Genomic DNA, 20,628 nt, shown 5'->3' on the forward strand with positions numbered 1-20,628 from the left:
TTTCAAAAAATTTGAATTATGATGGAGGGGAAAAGACATGTCCACAACAGGACTGATTTTGCTTGCGGTATTTGGTGTAGCCTTGTTGCTATTTCTCGTTATAAAGACAAAGCTGCATGCGTTTATTGCACTACTTGTTGTCAGTTATATTATTGGCTTACTGTCAGGTATGAGTCCGGAAAAAGTATTACAGGCCGTCAGTGATGGAATGGGGGGAACAGTTGCTGAAATTGCCGTTATCATCGGTGTCGGCGCGATGTTTGGTGAAATTTTAAAAGTATCCGGCGGTGCTGAACGCCTGGCCATGACACTCATGGATAAATTTGGTGAAAAGCGCGTTAACTGGGCATTGATGCTGACCGGTTTCATTATTTCAATTCCGGTATTTCTCGACGTTGCATTTGTCATTTTAGTACCTATCTTATACAGTCTGGCACAAAAAATGAAAAAGTCTTTGCTGTTTTTCGCGATTCCCTTACTCGCAGGTCTTGCGGTTACACATAGCTTTGTACCGCCGACTCCGGGTCCAATCGCGGTAGCATCACTCCTGGATGCTAACCTTGGCTGGGTCATCCTGTTCGGTTTGATTGCGGGTATTCCAGCTGCAATCATTGCCGGTCCAATTTTCGGAACATATATTTCGAAAAAAATCCATGTCGAAGTTCCGAAAGAAATGCTGAAGAACATGGCGGAAGATGCACGTGGAAAGGAATATGATAAAGATTTGCCAAGCTTCAAGATGATTGCTTCACTGATTCTTTTACCATTATTCCTAATCTTACTGAATACGTTTACAAGTGCTTCCCTCCCGGAAGACAGTGCTGTCAGATCAGCTTTAACATTCATCGGTAACCCGGGCGTAGCCTTGACAATTACAGCGTTGCTGACATTCTATCTGCTTGGTACACGCCGCGGTTATTCCAAAGAAGAAATTCAGGAAATTGCTACTAAATCACTGGAACCAGCCGGTATCATTATTCTGATTACCGGTGCTGGTGGTGTTTTCGGGCAGGTATTGGTTGAAACAGGAATTGGCGATATCATAGCCAATACGATGCAGAACCTGAACATTCCGGTGTTGGTATTTGCATTCCTTGTGGCCGGAGCTGTTCGTATTGCACAGGGTTCGGCAACTGTCGCAATGGTTACCGCAGCAAGTTTGATTACACCTGTTATCGACACGCTGGGGCTTGAAGGACCAATCCTTGCATTGCTCGTTATTACCGTTGCATCAGGTGCTACCATTGCATCACACGTTAACGACTCTGGCTTCTGGCTGGTTAATCGATTCCTCGGTTTATCTGAAAAAGACACACTGAAATCCTGGACAGTAATGGAAACAATTATTGGATTTGTCGGTTTCGGTATGGCGCTGATTATTAGTATGTTTATTTAAATTTTGGAATAAGTCAAGGTGTCTCTTTGGCGCCTTGACTTATTTTTGTGCCAATACGACTTGAATTCACCGAAAAAATAGATTGGAAATCTTTATCACAAAAAATCATTTTCTATTCATTGTACACGATTTTTGGAGCACGGCGAATGGTTATTTTCCAATTCATGCCTGTTTCGATCTGATATGCTTTCGCAAATGAACCCTGATTGATGGCAACACCGAGTTTATCCAGAGAATTTACATAGATGAGAGGTTCACCCAAATGGCTGTCAGCAAATGATCGTCCAAATGTCATGATATTTTTATAAACCTGCCTGGTGTTGTTGGCGATGGTCACTTCGAAAGAATCTCCGTATTTAAAATTGGCTTCCTTAAATAAATCATGGTCAATATTCGTCCAGAGATTACCGAAGCGGACATCGTGAATGTCAATGTTGCCGTGTACAATGCCATCTTCATCAATGTATGATTGGTTATGCTCGATTTCAATGATGTCTTCCACATTCAATTTTGGGCCAACCTCATCAAAATGAATCGTGCCTGAAGCCAGACGTGCTCCTGTGTACGCGTAAACATCACGGCCGTGAAACGTATATGAATCACCTGATTTAGGCAAACGATTTACACGCTCATCAATCTCCCTGACTTCCGTGATGCCAATGTTTCGTTTAATGTGTGTCAAGGTACCATTGTCAGGTGTAACAATATATTGATTCTCTGTCGTTTTAATAACGATACTTAAACGGTCGGTTCCGACACCGGGGTCAACAACTGAAACAAAAACGGTATCTTCCGGCCAGTAGGAGACGGTCTGGTAAAGCCGATACGATCCTTCCCAGATATTAAATTGTGGGATATCATGTGTTAAGTCAAATATTCGCAACTCCGGAGCAACCGATAAAGCAACACCATACATCGCACTTACCGCACCGTCACTTAAACCAAAGTCTGTCTGAAGCACTAAATTTTTACTCATGTTCGATTCCTCCATTTCGTTTTTTCAGGGAATTCCCAGGCAACAATAGGGCTATCTCCCTTGCTAATCAAAAAACCACGCCCATGCCGAATATCACATTCGGTAAGGACGTGGTTGTATATACGTGGTACCACCTTACTTTACTGTATGCTCGCACATACAGCCTCACTAAGTACGCAAGCTTTGTTCGCTCTGTATACTCGGGCATTGGTAACGGGTGCCGAACCCGCCGGAACCTACTGGTATCACAATTGATACGTTCAGCACGAAACTCGGAGGCCATTGTTCAGATACGTATTTTTGCTTCTTTTCAGCTTACGAAGCTCTCTGCAGAAAAATGATCGTATCTTACTTTTCCTCTTCAACGTTTTTTATTTCAGTTCACAGAATTATATCTCAAGAATTTTTATAATGCAAGGTTTTTGTCAAAAAACTTTCCCTGAAAAAGAAAATAAGGAAATATATAAATTTTCCACAATTCATTAAATACCTTTGTTAGAATATTTATTGGGAAAAGAAAAATAAGTGAAATTGGGGGAAAATATTTATGGAAGTTATTTTTATTGTGGGGTTACTTATTGGTTTAGCCATCGTTGTTGGTATTGGATGGTTTATTTATATGAAAATAAAATATAAAACCGTCCCATCCAATATCGCACTTATTATTACGGGTCCAAAACTGGGTGATCCAGAAAAAGATCATAATGTGTTCCGCGATGAAGAAGGAAGATACTTAAAAGTTATTCGCGGCGGCGGACATCGTCTCCGTATGTTCCAAACACATACACCCGTTTCATTGACAGCATTCCAGCTGAAGATTTCAACACCTACCGTTTACACCAAACAAGGTGTTCCAATTGTTGGGGAAGCTGTGGCAATGATAAAAGTTGCAGATTCATTGGAAGGTATTGCGAAATATGCTGAGCAATTTCTGGGAAGAGAACAAAAGGATATTGAGCATGACATTGCTGAAGTATTGGGAGCCAATCTTCGCGCTATATTATCCAAAATGACGGTGGAACAAATCAATAACGACCGTGAAAGTTTCAACAGTCAGGTTCGTGACATTGCACAAAATCAATTGGATGCCATGGGCTTCAAAATCACAAGCCTTGGGTTAACGGATCTTAAGGATGATGAAGGAAGTAATTATTTGCAAAACCTTGGGCGTCCGCGTACTGCAGAAGTTAAAAAAACCGCGGAAATTGCAGAGGCTACCAACAACCGTGAAACCAAAGTTCACGTTGCACAAATGAATGAAGAAACGAAACGGGAAGAATACGAACGTGAGATTTCTATTGCGGAATCGCGTAAAGATAAAGAAATAAAAGATGCCTTATTCAAAGAAGAAACCGAGAAAGCTCGTGCAAAAACAGAGGCTGCATATGATTTGGAGAAAGCTGAGCGCGAATTACAGGTCGAAAAAGAACGACTCAAAGTTACAAGACAGGACAAGGAAGAATCATTACGCCTAAAGCAGCTGGAACGTGAACGTAACGTTGCGCTGGAAAAAGAAGAGGCGAAAGTCCGAAAAGAAAAAGCAGACGCCGAATATTATGAGCGAATCAAAACCGCTGAGGCGGAAGCGGAATCAAGAGAAAAAGCTGGTCATGCTGAAGCTGAGGTTATTAAAACAAAAAGTCTGGCTGAGGCGGAAGGAATTGAAAAACGTGCTGAAGCATTAAATAAACATAAAGAAGTCATGATGGTTGAAATGATGATCAAGATGCTTCCTGACTTCGCTAAATCAGTCGCAGAACCGCTTGGTAATGTGGAATCCATCCGAATTATGGACGGTGGAAATGGTGATGGAGTCGGGAATTTCACCGGAAACGTAACCAACACCATGACCAATCTGCAGGAAAGTCTTGCACAGATGACCGGGTTGGATTTGAATGAAATCATCAATAATATTTCCGGTAAAAGTAACCTCAAAGGGGAGTTAGGTCAGATTGCCAGCTCGCTGGAAAGGAACACCACGTCAGCCTCGGATGAAAACGAAACAACTGAAATAGACGATAAGGAAAATGACGTGTCCGAACAGAAACCAACCGACTCATCACGTGCCGAAGAATCAACAACAGAAGAATAATAAGCAAAATAGAGCTGACAATGCTGTCGGCTCTATTTTTGTGTATGTATCCATTTATTTCATACAGGATTGGTAAACTTGTTTTCGTCTATGATATATGTAGAGAGTTTGCTTCATTGTCCTGCATAAGATTGACGTTTGGTTGGACAGATTCGAGGATAAATAATTATTGGCAGCGGTCATTATCAATGAAACAGCAGAAGGCATTCCGGGATTGAGGTGAGTAAAACGTTGAATAAATTGATAAAAGATATTATATTGATTGTTTTTGGTTCCATGATTTATGCATTTTCACTGACTTTTTTGGTCATTCCTAACCATTTGGCAGAAGGCGGAATTCCAGGAGTCTCCATTATTTTGCATTATGCTTTCTCCTGGTCGCCCGGGATTACAACGTTTATATTGAATTCAGCTGTGCTGCTGATTGGTTATCGATATTTACCAAGACGCATGGTTGCGATGTCGATTCTGACAATTCCACTCATATCCTTCTTTATGTATATAACAGAAGGGAAGGTTGAGCCGCTCGGAGATCCGCTGGGATCAGCCATTTTTGCAGGTGTATTCATCGGAATCGGGACGGGGATGATTTTTCGTGCCGGCGGTTCGATGGGTGGATCGACACTGATTGCAAAAATGCTCAATCATAATCTCGGATGGGACTTGACCGGAACGAATTTGTTCATCGATACGCTTATCGTAGCGTCCGGATTATTTGTAATCAGTCCGCTGAATATCATGTACACGGTTATTGCACTTTATATTGGCAAAAAATCAACCGACTTCATTGTTGAGGGACTGGATACGAAAAAAGCAGTCAGTGTTATTTCGGTCAAAGCCCCTGAAGTTGCTGATGAAATTATTAAACAATTGGAAACCAGTGCAACGGTATTTAAAAGTTATGGCGGCTATTCAAAAGAATCCAAGGATATGGTTTATGTTATCATAAACCGTTATCAGGTATTTAAATTGAAGCGGGTCATTACTTTAGTGGATAATGAAGCTTTTGTCATTATTCATGATGTCCGTGATGTATTTGGCGGCAGCTTTTCCTGGCTTCCTTTTAAATAAACGCATTAAAAACGTTTTTTGGTCCGGTTGGTTTTATAAACTTCCAAGCATCAGTGTAATAAATATTCCAACAGCTGTGATGAAGCCGACTGCCGGACCGCCCTCTTTAAAAGCTTCCGGCATCATGGTGGAGGCAATCATGGCCGTAATGCCGCCACCTGCAAAGGCGCTGATGATTGCCTGGATGCCGTCGCCTGCTTTATCCAATAACGCAAATCCTGCCAGAGAGCTGAGTGCGGAAAAGACAATGACAGCTCCCCACATGGTGAAGACCTTCGTGCGGGAATAACCATCTTTTTTTAATCCAACGGTACTTGATAACCCTTCTGGAAAATTACTTATAAATATGGCTGCAACTAGTGAAAGTCCGACCGAATGGCTCCCAATCAGGCTGATACCTATCATCGCTGATTCAGGAATAGCATCCATAACGGTTCCAATGAATATAGCCAGCCCGCAACCGCCTTTCCCGGATTCTGAAGTATTGCTGCCTTCCGAATGCTTACGCTTGTGCCCGCCTTTTGTTGAAACAGCACTATCAAAAACAGTAAAAATAAGAGCACCGCCCAGAAAGCCGATTGCTGCCTCGAGAAAGCCAGCTTGTCGAACTGCTTCACCGAGAAGTTCATATGTGGTGGCCGCAATCAAAGCGCCGACGCCAAGCGCCATTATATAACCGATTATTCGTTTTGGAACATCGAATATAAGGACTGTTAACGCTCCGAGCAGCGAGGCTGAACCGGCAATGCCACCTCACAAAATTGCTGTCCACATATCCATGACCTCCTCTTAGCCATAACATCAAAGGTTGAAACTGGTCTATGACTGTTATACCCAATTTGAAAAAGAGATATCCATTTGCTGCTGCATAAGTCCATATCCATTTGGAACATCGCAACGGTACGCTCTGCATCTTCCTCAGACATCGCCTCCAATTATTCTCATTAATGAGAGAATCAGTTTTTATGATAATCGAATTTCGTTGAAGATTGGCAGGAGAATTAGGAGTGTATGTAGAATGAAATATAATTATGTAATTAAATAATGGACTTTTAAAAATCACTAAATTTTAAATAACAGAAGTCAGGGGAGAGATTGTATGTTTGCGATGAAAGTGAATGATGTTGTTTCTTTAAAATTACTTGAACAGGAAGATGCAAAGGAGCTATTTAAGTTGGTCGATGAATCAAGAGATCACTTAAGAGAATGGCTTCCATGGGTTGACAGCATGGAGCAGGTAACTGATTATGAGCCAATTATTGAAACGTGGCTAAAGAAATTTTCCGAGCATGACGGTTATCAGGCTGGTATTTTATATAAAGGAAAGCTAGTGGGTATGGTAGGTTTTCATGAAATAGATTGGGCCAACCGAAAAACGACAATAGGTTATTGGCTGGCCGAAAATTATCAGGGTAACGGAATTATGACTGCTTCGGTAAAAGCATTAATTGCGCAAGCTTTTATTGAATATAAGTTGAACAGAGTGGAAATACAATGTGGTGCTGGTAATGAAAAAAGTAAGGCAATCCCAGAGCGTCTTGGCTTGAAACAAGAAGGTATTATCCGGGATGCGGAGTATTTATATGACCATTTCCATGATTGTGTTTTGTACAGTGTGCTTGCAAGCGAATGGAATGCAGAGGAATGACAGACAAAATAGAAATCGCCGGAGAAGATTGGAGAGTAGCGCTATGAATGTTATTTCCGAAGATTTCTTTGCAGAAGAAAGTCGTGTACTTGTATCGATAGATCATTCGCGGGAAAACGAACTTTCAAGCGAACATTCCACAAGGGGGGAATCATTTGAAAAAGCAAAGGGTTTTGGTAAGTATTCTGCTCTTACTTATGCTTTCTATTGTCATGTATGCAAAAATTGGCTTTCCTTGGGATTATTTTGAGGCGAGGGAGAATTTTCACAAGCATTTATCATCATATGATGTAGAGATGGTCCTGGATGAAATCGGATATGATTTTTTGCATGGGGGGATACCATGGAAAAGCCTATCCAAAAAACAACCCGGATCTCCAATTTTATATCGGGGAAAATATGCGCACTAATCAGATAGAAGACGGGTATGCCTATCAGAAATTGCGGGAGCGTGCCAATAAAGAGGTTAAAGCTATTTTGGATAAATACTTGCCAAACCGTATTTTGCCTGATCCGGAAGTGGAAGTTGTTAATTTTGATACGAAAGCTTTGGAAATCCCTGTGACAACCACAAACCATGTTGATGAAATGACGAAAGCCAAAATTAAACAGGCGATTATCGAAAAAGGTTTTAAGCCGGAACAGCTTATGTTTGAAAGTGGTGATGATAAGTAGTTGCGTATTTGTAAATACCCCCGTTAAACACAACGCCTAGACATAGTACATAGGATAATTTGATTACTCTGTGAAAGGAAGAGATGTATGTACTATGTTCCGTATATTCCGACATATCCATATTTAACGCAGGTATATGACAATGAAAGACAATATGAAAATTGGATGGCCAACTGTTACGAGATGACACAGCCGCATTTATATGGCTATCGGAAATATCCCAACCTGGAACGACAGCCAGGAGGGCAATTAAAGGATTATGGAAACGAGCCATATGTTGTAAATATTGAGGAGGCTGCTGAACAAAACAGAAACTTCCGTACCACACTATGGACAGGGGACCATTTGCAATTGACCGTTATGAGTATTGATGTTGGAGAGGATATCGGTTTGGAAATACATCCGGATGTCGATCAATTTTTACGTATTGAAGAAGGTCAGGGAATTGTGCGCATGGGGAGTTCAAAGGAAGATTTGTATTTCGAAAGAATGGTTGGTGAAGATTACGCAATAGTGGTGCCTGCCGGAAAATGGCATAACCTTATCAATACCGGACGTCGGCCGCTTAAACTATATACTATTTACGCCCCGCCGGAGCACCCGTTTGGGACAGTTCATGTAACAAAAGCGGATGCAATTGCGGCTGAGGAAGAATAGAGTGAATTTCCGATTGGGTTATCACTGCATTAACAAAAGTTTGGTACTTGCCATTTGCTGATGCACTTTAGGCTTTACAAACCAATCCAATTTTAGTATAATTCTAAAAATAACAAATTTTAAAGTTAAACTACGAGGAGAGTGAATATGAAAACAGCATTCATTTGGACAATTTTCGCAGGGGTTGCATCAGCCTTAGCATACAAAGTTTTACACATTCAGGCCAAAGAGCGTTGGAGGCGCACATCGTGGATATAAAAAGTTGAAAAAGCCTAAATCATAAAGCGATTTAGGCTGATAATTTCTTATATGAACTTGCTGTATCTGGCTTCTAATCGATCCTGTAAATGGGAAATGAGTATGCAAATCGGCCAGTAAATTAGTGCAACCAAAATATACATCGTCAATGAGTCATACGTGCGGCCGGCGACAATTTGTGCCTTTTGGAATAGCTCCGGAACGGTGATAACCGCGGCCAGAGAGGTGGCTTTCACGATGCTCAGAAAAACATTTGACAATGGTGGAATTGCTGTTCTGACTGCCTGCGGTAAAATAATCTTAAACAATGTCACCCAATACCCCATATTCAACGATTTTCCCGCTTCCCATTGTCCGGAATCAATACTATTGAGTGATGAGCGATTTATTTCTGCAATGTATGCTGCACTGTTAAGGCCGAATGCCAGAATTGCCGAAAGGATTGCTGATAATTTTATTCCTACCATTGGCAATCCGGCATATAAAATAAATAAAAATACTAATAATGGTGTACCGCGCATAAATGAGATATACATCCGTGCCGGCCAGCGCCAGATAATCTGTTTGGAACCTCGTGCGAGTGCAAGAAATAATCCGAGAACAAGTCCCAATCCCATTCCAATCAGTGAAACGGTTAATGTTGCTGGTAATCCTTCAAGTACGAAAGGTAAGCTTTTCCAGGCAAGCTGCCAATCAAATAAATTTCCTAATTGCACTTCATCTATCTGCAATTCAAGCATAATAGGTTTACTCTATTCCTTCGATTTCTCTAATTTCTTCATTAGGCTTTTTGGAAACATCTTCACCAGAAAAAAACTTTTTAGAAATCTTTGTAAGTGTTCCGTCCTTGTGCATTTCTGCAAGGGCTTCATTGATTTTTTTCTCCAGTTTTGGAGAACCCTTAGGCATGACAACATTTACCGTTGTCGAATGAAATTTTAAATCAGGATGGATCTTAATATTAAGTTCGGGAAATGCTTTCAGGGCAAGTTTTTGCAGGTAAAAGTCATTTATGATAACATCCGTCCTGCCATTTGCAACATCCCGTAAATAAACATCATTGGTCGCATTGCCATATGTTTTAACTTCTGCACCGAATTTTCGGGCAATATCACTATATACCGTGGTAGCAGCACCGCCTGCTTTTTTGCCTTTTAAGTCTTCCAACGTCTCGATTCCGGATAAATTATCTTCCCGTACGATCATCGTTGAATAGGAATGTTTAAAGGGTTCACTGAAGGTGAATTTTTTTCTGCTCTGTTCCCTTGGACCCGCAGTAATAACATCGATTCGCCCGGATTTTAATGTTGCCAGCATCGCATCGAAGGCCATTGTTTCGAATTTGATATCCAGGTTCAAACGTTTGGCAATTTCACGCATCACTTCAACATTATAACCGGTTAACCTGTCCGAGCCTTCCGGGTAGTAGGAAGCAGGGTATAGCGTTCCCGCAGTGCCATAGACAATTTCCCCGGATTCCTTAATTTCAGACCATTTTCCATCTGTCTTTTTCTTCTCACTGCTATTGGTTGTTTCATTATCTGTCCCACAAGCACTTAAGACTAGTAAAAATGAAATAATCAACAATGATGCCAATCCTTTTCGGTTCATTCTATGTATCCCCTCTCTTATGTTGTTATATATATAAATATTTATTAATTGTAACAGGGAAATTAATCGGTTTCAATTTTTTTTAGCTCTGTTATATAAATTTTATAGATCCTGTTAGACAGCATATGGAAGATATTAGAAAAGAAGTGAGTTCGCAAGTTTGGCAGGGATTTCGCATATTTCAATGCGGAATTCGTATATTTTAAGACCAAACTTTTAAGGAGATGAAAAAAGGATCAAGCGGACGGACCTGATCCTTTTGGCTTCATCATTATGAATTGTTATTGATTTGGGAAATCACTTTTTCAGCAATTATTTCATTTGCGGCTTCCAGTTCTTTGTGTTCATCGACCGAATCACCGGCAGCATCATCATCTTCATTATACGGCTTTTTTGCATCCAGTCCGTTTCGTATGTTGTATTCACCGTCCATATTTGCCTGTGTCGGCATATTAAATTTCTTTTTTTCTTGTTTTTTCATGACGATCACCTCATTAATAATCTTTGCTTGGAGGTATTTATTATTCATACCCTTGTAATACGATGTGTATCGTATTACAATGTAAACTAGAGGTGAAAAAATGGATCGTGAAATTATGAAAGGCAGTATTGATATTTTGTTACTTAATCTGCTGAACGGAAAAGATATGTATGGCTACGAGATGGTTAAGGTACTGAAGGAAAAAAGTGAACAACTTTATAATATGGGGGAAGGAACGCTTTATCCTGCACTTAAACGGATGGAAAAAAAGCAGTGGCTCGAATCATACTGGTATGAAACAGAGCACGGGAGAAGAAAATATTACCGGATTACGGATGATGGAAAGGATATCCTGGAAAAGAAATTGGACGAATGGAAAAGTGTCCATGATTTAATCACGAAAACATCGGGAGACATATCATGACCGGGTTGGAAAAACATGTAGAAAAAATTTTGAACTACATACAAAGTCCAAATGATGAACGGGAAGAGATACGGGAGGAACTTCTCAGTCACTTGGAGGAAGCAAAAATGTATTATATCAGCGAAGGATTCACGGAGAAAAAGGCTGAAAAGCAAGCGCTGTCAGAATTTGGTGCTTCAGATATGGTAGGCCACCAGCTGCAGGAATCAATGTATCCTTTCCAGCGTGGGTTGTTGTATGTAATAGGGATAGGGGCAATTTTATGCGGTATTCTCTTTTATTTGAACTCAGCATTTTTCCTTCATGACCCGGTTCCAGTCTGGTTGGGGATTCAGCTGTTAACGGGAAGTACAGTTACTTTGGCTGCCATTAACATTTCGTTAGTTGGGCGCTATTTTTATGTTCTTAATGTAATATTGCTTATTAACGTTATCTGGAACGGAATTAATTTGCTGCTCGTACAAGGAACCTCGGTGTGGCAATCGATCTTATTTAGCGTTTACCTGCTGATTCTAGTTGGTCTGGGTCTGGTTGCTGTTGTTCGGAATTCTTATTTTGCCTATGGACCGACTGAAACCAATCAGCAAAAACGCTGGCTTGTGTTGTTTAGTTATGGTCTGAATCTGCTGATGGGGGCGGCAGTTACGGGTATCAGTCTGTTTTTCCTGTGGGCTACGCTTGCCTTTTCCGGCGGGCCTGTCCATGCAACGGATATCATTTTTATGATATGTCCGATTATTTTATGGTTAATTTCCTATAAATTCCAGATGGGTTATATTGCCAAAAAGCCATTGTTGGCACTTTTGACCGGATTCGGTTTTTCTCTGTTGTCACTCATCATTCCAAATATCATCATTTTCTTGTCCTAAGGGGGTACATAATGTCGTTAAAAATGAAAAATATCAGCTTTATCACAGGTATGGTGTTATTATTTTTAGTTCTGTGGGGTGCCGGGTCATTTGCCAGTCCGCCAGAAGGATTTACCGGTCTCGGTCAAGCAACGGACATTTCCCCAGATGACAGTGAAGTTGTTTTTTCATATTATCATGGGGATGATGCCGCTTTATACACGGTACCTGTAAGTGGCGGAGAGGCTGAGCTGTTGATAAATCCGGAAGAGGGGAAATCATACATTAATCCGAAATACTCGCCAAATGGTGAGAAGGTTGCTTTCATTGAAGAATGGGAAACAGAGGAACGCCGGTACAGTCAGTTAAGGATTTTTGACCGAAACAGCCAAACTGTCATTCAACGTGTTAATACGAATGGTTATGTAACCGAAGCGGCCTTTTCACCGGATGGAAAATCGTTGTATTTCTTGAAGGCTGATGTATATAAAAATTATTCTTCTGCTGGTTCCAAACGACCGCATGATTTTGATGTTTTTCGAATGGACATGAAAACAGGGAAGACCGAACAGATCACATTTGAAAAAGCATATATGATGTCCTCGCTCGAGGTTATGCCTGAAGGGAGAAAGCTGATGTACAAAACATACACAAATGGTGATCAGCTGGTAATTTATTCGCTCGAAGAAGAAAGCAGGACGACTATTATCCCCAATGGTGATTTTGCATCCAAAGCACCGGTTATTTCATCGCCAACCGTCTCCCCGAATGGGAAATATATTGTATTTTCAGATGTTGCATCAAAGGATGAAAATAATACATTTATATATGAAGCTTTTCGGATGAACCCGGATACCAGGCAAGCCGAGCAAATGACGTCGTTCCGGGAGCATGTGACAAGTCCGGTCTTTTTTCATAACAAGGATAAGCTGATTGTAACGGTTAACAAAAATTTTGCCGGGAGGAATCCGGAATACAGCTATTGGCAGATCAGCATTGATGGGGAAGAGCGGGATAAAGTGACGATTGAAATACCTGAATGATTATCATCATTCAACATGTGATGAAATACTGATAAATTGTTGGAAGTGACCGATAAAACACTAAACTGACTGATAAAATCTCAAAAAGTGGCTGATAAAATGGTTTTATCATGTAAAAAAGTAGTTGATCGCTCACAGGGATCAACCACTTTTATTTTAAGCTTCATTTGTTTGGTTTGTTGCATCTGAAGGTGCATTGCTTTTGGTGGAAAACCGGGGGAATCCGATTGCAATTGCAATCGAGCCGGCTACCCCTAGCAATACCGGATAAATACAATATGGCATAATGGAAACCGGGGAGATCGATGCAACACCGGCGACCGCAAGCAACTGTGCACCATATGGTAAAATTCCCTGAAAGGTACTGGCGAATATATCCAGTACGCTTGCGGAACGGCGCCTGTCAACTCCGAACCGTTCGGAAATTTGTTTGACTAATGGTCCGACACTAATAATTGAAATCGTATTATTGGCGGTTGAAACGTCAAAAACACTGACAAGGCCTGCAATACCGGCTTCGGCACCTTTTCTGGATTTAATCCGATTGCTTATTGCATTTAACAGGTAGTCAATTCCTCCATTAACACGAATAAGTTCAACTAAACCGCCGAGCAGAATGGACAACAGGGCAAGTTCCTGCATACCCGCCATGCCGTCACCAAGCAGGTTAAGGAATCCCATGCCATCGAATTCACCGTAGAACCAACCGACAATTCCTGCAAAAATGGTTCCACCGATTAATACATAAATCACATTGACTCCAGCAATTGCAATAACCAGTACAGCTAGATATGGCAGGACTTTGATCAGTTCATACGGATGTTCACCACTCACACCGCCGCTCGTATCCATTGTCATGATTCCAAAAATTACAGCAGTTACGATTGCCGCCGGCAGCGCAATGTAAATATTCACTTTAAATTTATCACTCATTTTGACTGCCTGTGTGCGGACAGCTGCGATAGTCGTATCGGAAATCATGGACAGGTTATCACCGAACATAGCGCCACTGACGATGGCACCCATTATCAACGCTGCACTCATTCCGGTCTGATCAGCCAGTCCGGCGCCGATTGGAGCAAGTGCAACGACTGTACCAACCGATGTCCCCATTGAAATGGAGATGAAGCATCCGATGATGAACAATCCTACAATCAACAGGTTTTGAGGCAGAAAAGTCAGCCCAAGGTTAACGGTTGATTCAACTGCACCGACACCTTCTGCAACCGCAGCGAATGCACCAGCCAACAGGTAAATAATAACCATCAACATGATGTTCGGATGGCCAGCCCCTTTTGTCAGGTGATCCAGTTTATCCTGAAAAGCCATTTTCCGGTTCATAAACAGTGCGAATAAAACAGCAATAAACACTGCAACAAGAACAGGTAATTTATAAAAATCTCCGTTAATCAGTCCGGAGCCTATAAATAACAATAAAAAGACGATAAATGGAAATAACGCAAAAGCGTTTCCTTTATTAAATTCTGATGACTTCATTTTCCAACTCCCCTTTGGTGTAGATACTGGTTTGCCGATACAAGGGTTTGTTTAAGGAATTTTTTCATGTGATGATTCATAAAAAATGTGATCAAAAACAAAAAACCTCCCGTTTTGGAAGGAGATTGACAATAATTTTATCTTCCAAAACGCATGTAACGCGATTTGCTGGAATTGGCACCTTGCAATTTTTGCGCAGGTTGCCGGGCTTCATAGGGCCAGATCCCTCAGCCACTCTGGATAAGCTTCTATGAAATTCATGATGAAAAGTGTAATATACTAATTAAGATGTGTCAATGAAATACATTTGGAATTTATGAAAGATTATTTGAAGGAGTTTATAAATTGTGAAACATTTGCCATCAAAAAACGTAAATAATGAGGGAGAAGGTGGTCATTACGGATGATCAACAGCCGAATCGGGTCGGCACCTAATTTCCAGAATTAATGAACATGGGGTGAATGGTATGAAGAAGTATATAGTCTTTATTGTTAGTTTTACGGTATTGTATCTTGTCTTTCAAATTGTATCAGGGTTAATTCTAACAGTGCTATATAATCCTGATCTACCATCAACGGGAAGCAATCTTGAAGCAGGTTCCACTACCTTATTATTGGTCATGTTGTTGATTGCGACTCTTTCTTATTTTATATCGCAAAAAGTAGGTAAAAGAACCTTGTCATAGTCTACTAAACTGTATTCTGATCCAGTTATTGGGATGCAGTTTTTTTAACGTGTTGCAGTTTACGTAAATATTAATACCGTTTAGATATATAACCAAAAATCGTAATGGTGTACCGGTCGAATTCAACGGACGCTTTCTTGTCCGGAACAGTTTGATCTGGTAAAAATTAAACCGCAATTATGAAGAAGAAATGTTTCTAATCGGCTGATAAAGTAGAAGTAAAGGGAGGTTTCTGGCAATGAAATCAATAGACGGTATGTTTGAAGAGGAGTTGTGGCATGCAGTGGTTTCTTGTAATGCTTTGTATGACGGGAAGTTCTATTATGCCATTCGCACAACAGGGATATTTTGCCGCCCGTCATGCAAGTCAAAACAGCCGAAATATAAAAATGTAACCTTTTATGCTACAGAATTGAAGGCAATGGAAGCAGGTTATCGCCCATGCAAAAGGTGCCGGCCGGATTTACTCCGGTATATGCCGGAGGAGGCGGTTGTAAAGGATACAAAAGAAATTATGGAGCAGGAGTTTTTCCAACTGCTTGATTTAAGCGAACTGGCACAAAAAGTGGGAGTAAGCAAGTTTCATTTGCATCGCTTGTTCAAGAAAAATACAGGGAGTACACCACGAAAGTATTTGGAAAAAGTAAGAGTCCGACATGCAGAAAAATTAATCATAAATACAAAAAAATCGATTGCGGCAATTGCTTTTCAAACAGGCTTTCAAAGTATTTCGGGCTTTTACAAGGCATTCAGACGGGAGACTGGGAAAGCACCAAGCCGTTATCGTACAGAAAATGCCCCAGACATTGCGATGCAGAGAGGTGACAGTACATGATATACGATGAATGTGAAACAAAAATCGGTATGCTGCGGTTTGTTTTTGACGAAATGAGTGGGGTGCTGCAACGAATTGTACTGACAGATGAACAATGGGATGCTTTGTGTGCAGGTAATGCTATGAGGAAAAGTCACGCGACTGGAAAACCTCTGCGTGAACAGATGCAGGCATACCTTGGAGGGGAGCGTCAGCAATTTGATATTGCATTTGAATTGAATGGTACACCTTTTCAGAGGGAAGCATGGCAGGCACTTCATGACATTCCTTATGGAAAAACACAATCCTACACGGAAATAGCTGCTTCGATTGGACGGCCAAAAGCAGTCCGTGCAGTAGGACATGCTAATGCCGTCAACCCCTTGCCAATCATCATTCCATGTCACCGGGTTATTGGCAAAAACAATAAATTGACCGGATATGCCGGCGGGATGGACATGAAAAAGCAACTGCTTGAAATTGAAGGTGCAGAGATATGACAGAAATGAGCTCCTGCATACTGAAAGCAGCAATTGCTATTTTTCAATAATATTCAATCCGATTTGAATTATAATCACTCAATGCGCATGGAAGATTTATGAAACTTTCCGTGTTTTCTCTGTAAATGATGTTTACAAATATTTAACACCAGCTTTATTCACATTAACCTGGCCACAAGTTATGATGAAGTTGTTAGGAGGGTTGGGGGCAGTATATAAGGGGAAATTAGAAGAAATGGTTGAATGGACTGATGACCTGCGGAAGAAAAAGAAATCACGAAACGACGGATGGATATGCATACAAATCTGCAGCAAGCAAAGGTGAATTTCGAAATGATGGCGGGATAATAACGATTAGGGGTGTTTAAATGCCAGTCGATTATGTTCATGATTTGCAAAATGTGTACCGGGAACTTCTGGATGGTTTGTCGCGTCCTGGGGAAATAAAAGTCATAAAGGACAGTATGGAAACAGTGGATAAGGATCTACCGTGTTTTCATTCTTCTTTTTTGACTGCATTGACACTGCTTGATGGGGAGGTGAGTTTTCACATTATCTCTAAACAACAATCCAAAATAGCAGAAAAAGTATCTGCGTACACAATGGCCAAACATGTTGCACCTGACGAGGCTGACTTTGTATTTGCATTTAAGGATGCGTCTGAAAAAGAAATTGTGGATGTTTTGAACGTATGCAAATTCGGTGACCTGGAAAATCCGCAATATGCAGCAACATGGATTATCGAAAGTGAGTCTTTGTCCAATAGCCCAGGAGTTACATTAAAGGGGCCTGGTATAAAAAAACAAATGATGTTGAATACAGATTGTCCGTTGGCTGTATGGGCGAAAAGAAATGAGTTCAGGCAGGAATTTCCTCTTGGTATAGATGTTATTTTTGTTGATAAACGTGCCAGAGCGGCTTGTATTCCCAGATCAACAATTGTAGAAAACGTGCCAAATATGCTTGACTGAGACGCTATATAGCCCTTTTCCGTGCGATATCCAGATTTCCGAATCGACTTTCTAATGTGAAAGTCGATTCTTTGTAAAAAATCCGGATACGACAATTTTCTATACTGATTTAAGCAATAACCGCTTCAACAAGGGCGCGAAATGCTCCGGCAGTTCTTCGACACCAGGAATCATCAGGCGTTCGCGGCCGTAAATGTTCTGCATTGTAGCATCTTCTCGCTCATCAATTTCGCCTTCTGCCAGAAACATCCCGATGACATCAATTCCTCGTTTGCGTGCTTCGGCAACAGCAACATTTGTGTCGATGATGCCATTTTGGTCGTAATTGGCTGCAGCCGGTTCGCCGTCGGAAAAGATGAGCAGAAATTTGTGTTTTTCCCGTCTGGCTGCCAGGTGCTCAGCCGCAACGCGAATGCTGAATCCGTCCCGGTTGTCTTCCTGTGGCTCCAGTTGCATGATGTCTGCACCGTTATTTTTATAAAAGGAATCCTGAAACTGATGGACATAATGAAAATAATTCGGCTGATACGTGTCTTTTACATCGGTTGCTTCTTCCCAAAAGCCGACAATTGAATGTGGGATTTTCAGCTGATTGAGTACTTCATGAAAAAGTGTGATCCCCAATTTTGTTTCATCCATTTTATTGTACATGGACGCGGAACAGTCAACGAGTAATGTAAATGCAGCATCAACCGTATTTGAATCATCATTCTTTTTATAAAAAATTCGTGGATTTTCGTTTGTTGCCACTGGGAGTAGATTTTTGGAAAGTCTGCCAAACAGCAAATTTTTTCGTGGTGCGTTCATTTGATACTCCAGTACTTTCTCAATCGTTGTGGCAAGCCGGCGTTTATGATCCTCAATCTTTCTGACGGCTTCGTCATAGGAGCGCTCATCCTCTGTTGTTCGTGCAGTGGCATATTTGTCAATCGCCACCGCATATTGATTAACCTCGCCATAACCGGAACCATTTGCTTGTCGTTCTTCGGTTTTTCCTTGCTTTTCCAGCGAATCAACGTCTGAATAGTCGTTCTGGTCGCTTTTTCCGGAAGCCCCTTGAATCGTTCCTTCCGCCTGATCACCATCTTCCGTTTCACGGGAGTTACCACCATTGATATTTGTTTTAGTACCCGAATCCAGTTCGAACTGTAAAAAGGTCTGTTTCCGGTTACTGTTTTCATTTTCCCGGTGCCATGTGGAAAATTCCTCATCTACATATTCACTTTCCTCCTGATCAGCATCTTCCCGGTCTTCATTTTCCAATGGATCAGTACGGGTCAGTTCATCAAATAAGGTGTCTTTTTGAAACTGCTCGTGATGGGCGATGGGAAATGCAAAATACGTATGGAACATGTCCTGATAACTTTCCTCAAGCATTTGTGTAATATGTTCAGTGATTCCAGCAACGCCGCGTGTGTCTGCAGCCTCAAAAGTTCGATACAGGAGTGGTTTAATTTTTTCCAGCTGGTTTAGTTGCTTGTCAGATGCTCGCGGAAAACTTGGATCCGGCTGGTCCGCCTGCAAAAGTAGGTAAATCAGGCAATACAACTCATCAAGCGGATAACCGCGTGTCACATTGGTCGATCGCTGTGTGTCAAAATAGTGCTTCAGGTAGTTGAGGCGTATGGTGAAATCCTGCTTTGTGCCTGGTCTTCCTTTTATGATCAGATTCTCAAGCCGCAAATCTTCCAGCAGTGTGAACAGTTGCGCGGAAAATTTGGGAAGACTTGTTTCATCGGCATTTCGGGAGAATGAATGGATTGAGGGAAGGTGCGAATGGTGCAGTGTTCCCAATACCCTCAGAAAAACATCAGATTTATAGCCTGATTTTTTAATCGACTGCTCGTTGACATCCCAATGGTGGCTCCCGGTTACTGTGCGCTCAACTATATCGATGAATGATCCGTGCTTGTACTCAAAAGTTAGATCCGATTGATTGGATAGCACGGTCGTCAAATCCTGAAGCAGCATATACAAGCCAGTATCAATCTTGGAATCATCCCAGCGGTTATACTTCATATGTTTGCCCCCTTTCTGATGACATTTACAGCGTTACTCAAAAAACGTATCGGCTAGATTGTTCACAAATTCCTGCTCGCGTTTCTCACCCAGTTTATCGGTAATAGCCCGCTGAATTGCTCGTTTCGGCGGGATGACGGAGCAAAGGTCACATGCATCTATCAATGCCCTGATCGATGCAGCATCTTCGGATAACTTTCCCTGAGAAGCGGCATGAATTAAATCCTCTGATAAGGTAACGAACAAATCGGTTAATCGCTCGACGTTTAAATGTGTCTGTGATTGAATCAGCTCTTTCAATTGTTCACCATGCAGGTATGGGATATCGATGACGACAAAGCGGTTTTTCAGTGCCTCGTTCAATGGAACGGTTCCGATATAACCCTCATTGATGGCTGCAATGACATTGAATCCTGGTTTCGCCGTAATAATTTTATTGGTAAATGGATTGGTAACAGTTCGCCGGTAGTCCAATACACCGTTCAGGAGCGGAAGTGTTTCCGGTTTTGCCATGTTTATTTCGTCAATATAAAGGAAGGTTCCGGCATTCATCGCACTTGTTACAGGTCCCGGAACGAATTGAATGACCTGCTTCTCATCTTCATATGCCAGTGTTTTAAAGCCCATCAGGCTCTCCGCATCAAGGTCCACAGAACAGTTGATGCTGAACATCGGCTGGCGGAAAAGGTTTGACAGTGTTTCAGCGAACCTTGTTTTCCCCGTACCGGTGGGTCCTTTCAGCAACACATTTTTGCCCATGCTGAGTGCGGTAATCGCATCGATCAGTAAATTCTTGTTCGGCGGAACATAGCCGCCATCCTTGATCAGTTCCTGCAATTGATTATCAGTACGTGTATTTTCAATCAAAAGGTCATTGATTTTTTCAGGTAAATTGTAGTTTGTCTGCATGCATAAACTCCTCTCAGGGAATATTGTAAACCTTCCTTGCTATGTTTACAAA

At 41.4% G+C, this 20,628-nt stretch carries 21 protein-coding genes, 1 riboswitch and 1 other annotated feature; of the genes, 13 read left to right on the forward strand and 8 right to left on the reverse strand.

Annotation, left to right across the window (positions count from 1 at the left end):
- The first annotated feature begins 37 nt into the window (after nucleotides 1–37).
- Nucleotides 38–1,396 (forward strand): GntP family permease, encoded by a 1,359-nt coding sequence (locus HUX68_RS01525; RefSeq protein WP_174612991.1) that lies wholly within the window; start codon nucleotides 38–40, stop codon nucleotides 1,394–1,396.
- 112 nt (nucleotides 1,397–1,508) lie between these two features.
- Here HUX68_RS01525 and HUX68_RS01530 read toward each other — a convergent pair whose 3' ends face one another.
- On the reverse strand, nucleotides 1,509–2,372 hold the full coding sequence (locus HUX68_RS01530) for an SAM hydrolase/SAM-dependent halogenase family protein (protein WP_174612992.1): 864 nt from the start codon (nucleotides 2,370–2,372) through the stop codon (nucleotides 1,509–1,511).
- A gap of 101 nt (nucleotides 2,373–2,473) precedes the next feature.
- Nucleotides 2,474–2,746, reverse strand: a binding site (T-box leader).
- Nucleotides 2,747–2,919: 173 nt separating this feature from the next.
- Between HUX68_RS01530 and HUX68_RS01535 the strand changes: the two genes are divergently transcribed.
- Nucleotides 2,920–4,464 carry a flotillin family protein gene (locus HUX68_RS01535; protein ID WP_174612993.1) on the forward strand — a complete coding sequence of 515 codons (1,545 nt, stop codon included), beginning with the start codon at nucleotides 2,920–2,922 and terminating at the stop codon, nucleotides 4,462–4,464.
- A gap of 231 nt (nucleotides 4,465–4,695) precedes the next feature.
- A complete protein-coding gene (locus HUX68_RS01540; protein ID WP_174612994.1) occupies nucleotides 4,696–5,535 on the forward strand; it encodes a YitT family protein in 840 nt (279 codons plus the stop codon).
- 33 nt (nucleotides 5,536–5,568) lie between these two features.
- On the opposite strand, the gene HUX68_RS01545 is transcribed toward HUX68_RS01540, so the two are convergent.
- Nucleotides 5,569–6,282 (reverse strand): ZIP family metal transporter, encoded by a 714-nt coding sequence (locus HUX68_RS01545; RefSeq protein ID WP_246206737.1) that lies wholly within the window; start codon nucleotides 6,280–6,282, stop codon nucleotides 5,569–5,571.
- A 352-nt stretch (nucleotides 6,283–6,634) separates the two neighbouring features.
- Between HUX68_RS01545 and HUX68_RS01550 the strand changes: the two genes are divergently transcribed.
- The 4 genes from HUX68_RS01550 to HUX68_RS01565 all read left to right on the forward strand — a co-directional run bounded on the left by HUX68_RS01550 (nucleotide 6,635) and on the right by HUX68_RS01565 (nucleotide 8,515).
- Nucleotides 6,635–7,183, forward strand: a complete 549-nt coding sequence (locus HUX68_RS01550) for a GNAT family N-acetyltransferase (protein WP_174612995.1) — start codon at nucleotides 6,635–6,637, stop codon at nucleotides 7,181–7,183.
- Between the two features lie 43 nt (nucleotides 7,184–7,226).
- Complete coding sequence (locus tag HUX68_RS01555) at nucleotides 7,227–7,433, forward strand: hypothetical protein (RefSeq protein WP_174612996.1); 207 nt, start codon at nucleotides 7,227–7,229, stop codon at nucleotides 7,431–7,433.
- A gap of 68 nt (nucleotides 7,434–7,501) precedes the next feature.
- Complete coding sequence (locus HUX68_RS01560; protein ID WP_174612997.1) at nucleotides 7,502–7,858, forward strand: hypothetical protein; 357 nt, start codon at nucleotides 7,502–7,504, stop codon at nucleotides 7,856–7,858.
- An 87-nt stretch (nucleotides 7,859–7,945) separates the two neighbouring features.
- Nucleotides 7,946–8,515 carry a cupin domain-containing protein gene (locus HUX68_RS01565; protein WP_174612998.1) on the forward strand — a complete coding sequence of 190 codons (570 nt, stop codon included), beginning with the start codon at nucleotides 7,946–7,948 and terminating at the stop codon, nucleotides 8,513–8,515.
- Nucleotides 8,516–8,820: 305 nt separating this feature from the next.
- Here the strand turns inward: HUX68_RS01565 and HUX68_RS01570 are convergent, their stop codons facing one another.
- From HUX68_RS01570 to HUX68_RS01580, 3 genes are all read right to left on the reverse strand, one after another.
- The gene (locus HUX68_RS01570) at nucleotides 8,821–9,513 is read right to left on the reverse strand and encodes an amino acid ABC transporter permease (RefSeq protein ID WP_174612999.1); all 693 of its coding nucleotides are present in this window, start codon (nucleotides 9,511–9,513) and stop codon (nucleotides 8,821–8,823) included.
- A 7-nt stretch (nucleotides 9,514–9,520) separates the two neighbouring features.
- Nucleotides 9,521–10,384, reverse strand: a complete 864-nt coding sequence (locus HUX68_RS01575; protein WP_174613000.1) for a transporter substrate-binding domain-containing protein — start codon at nucleotides 10,382–10,384, stop codon at nucleotides 9,521–9,523.
- 271 nt (nucleotides 10,385–10,655) lie between these two features.
- The gene (locus HUX68_RS01580; RefSeq protein WP_174613001.1) at nucleotides 10,656–10,865 is read right to left on the reverse strand and encodes a hypothetical protein; all 210 of its coding nucleotides are present in this window, start codon (nucleotides 10,863–10,865) and stop codon (nucleotides 10,656–10,658) included.
- Between the two features lie 100 nt (nucleotides 10,866–10,965).
- Between HUX68_RS01580 and HUX68_RS01585 the strand changes: the two genes are divergently transcribed.
- Genes HUX68_RS01585 through HUX68_RS01595 form a run of 3 tightly spaced genes read left to right on the forward strand, consistent with a single transcriptional unit; the run spans nucleotide 10,966 to nucleotide 13,180 of the window.
- Nucleotides 10,966–11,289: a PadR family transcriptional regulator gene (locus HUX68_RS01585; RefSeq protein ID WP_174613002.1), complete on the forward strand. Its 324-nt coding sequence runs from the start codon at nucleotides 10,966–10,968 to the stop codon at nucleotides 11,287–11,289.
- Complete coding sequence (locus HUX68_RS01590) at nucleotides 11,286–12,158, forward strand: permease prefix domain 1-containing protein (protein WP_174613003.1); 873 nt, start codon at nucleotides 11,286–11,288, stop codon at nucleotides 12,156–12,158. Before HUX68_RS01585 ends, HUX68_RS01590 begins: the two co-directional genes overlap by 4 nt.
- 11 nt (nucleotides 12,159–12,169) lie before the next feature.
- Entirely contained in the window at nucleotides 12,170–13,180 is a 1,011-nt protein-coding gene (locus tag HUX68_RS01595; protein ID WP_174613004.1) for a TolB-like translocation protein, read from the forward strand.
- Nucleotides 13,181–13,336: 156 nt separating this feature from the next.
- On the opposite strand, the gene HUX68_RS01600 is transcribed toward HUX68_RS01595, so the two are convergent.
- Nucleotides 13,337–14,677: a Na+/H+ antiporter NhaC family protein gene (locus tag HUX68_RS01600; RefSeq protein ID WP_174613005.1), complete on the reverse strand. Its 1,341-nt coding sequence runs from the start codon at nucleotides 14,675–14,677 to the stop codon at nucleotides 13,337–13,339.
- Between the two features lie 134 nt (nucleotides 14,678–14,811).
- Nucleotides 14,812–14,924, reverse strand: a riboswitch (SAM riboswitch).
- 677 nt (nucleotides 14,925–15,601) lie between these two features.
- Between HUX68_RS01600 and HUX68_RS01605 the strand changes: the two genes are divergently transcribed.
- From HUX68_RS01605 to phnH, 3 genes are all read left to right on the forward strand, one after another.
- Nucleotides 15,602–16,198 carry a bifunctional transcriptional activator/DNA repair enzyme AdaA gene (locus HUX68_RS01605; protein ID WP_174613006.1) on the forward strand — a complete coding sequence of 199 codons (597 nt, stop codon included), beginning with the start codon at nucleotides 15,602–15,604 and terminating at the stop codon, nucleotides 16,196–16,198.
- Nucleotides 16,195–16,677: a methylated-DNA--[protein]-cysteine S-methyltransferase gene (locus tag HUX68_RS19390; RefSeq protein WP_174613007.1), complete on the forward strand. Its 483-nt coding sequence runs from the start codon at nucleotides 16,195–16,197 to the stop codon at nucleotides 16,675–16,677. Before HUX68_RS01605 ends, HUX68_RS19390 begins: the two co-directional genes overlap by 4 nt.
- Before the next feature lie 368 nt (nucleotides 16,678–17,045).
- Nucleotides 17,046–17,648 carry a phosphonate C-P lyase system protein PhnH gene (phnH, locus tag HUX68_RS01615; protein WP_174613008.1) on the forward strand — a complete coding sequence of 201 codons (603 nt, stop codon included), beginning with the start codon at nucleotides 17,046–17,048 and terminating at the stop codon, nucleotides 17,646–17,648.
- A 99-nt stretch (nucleotides 17,649–17,747) separates the two neighbouring features.
- Here the strand turns inward: phnH and HUX68_RS01620 are convergent, their stop codons facing one another.
- Both HUX68_RS01620 and HUX68_RS01625 read right to left on the reverse strand, forming a co-directional pair.
- Nucleotides 17,748–19,667 (reverse strand): vWA domain-containing protein, encoded by a 1,920-nt coding sequence (locus HUX68_RS01620; protein WP_174613009.1) that lies wholly within the window; start codon nucleotides 19,665–19,667, stop codon nucleotides 17,748–17,750.
- 33 nt (nucleotides 19,668–19,700) lie between these two features.
- The gene (locus HUX68_RS01625) at nucleotides 19,701–20,576 is read right to left on the reverse strand and encodes an ATP-binding protein (protein WP_174613010.1); all 876 of its coding nucleotides are present in this window, start codon (nucleotides 20,574–20,576) and stop codon (nucleotides 19,701–19,703) included.
- Nucleotides 20,577–20,628: the final 52 nt, after the last annotated feature.

It is taken from the genome of Virgibacillus ihumii (assembly GCF_902726655.1).
Taxonomy (GTDB): domain Bacteria; phylum Bacillota; class Bacilli; order Bacillales; family Amphibacillaceae; genus Lentibacillus; species Lentibacillus ihumii.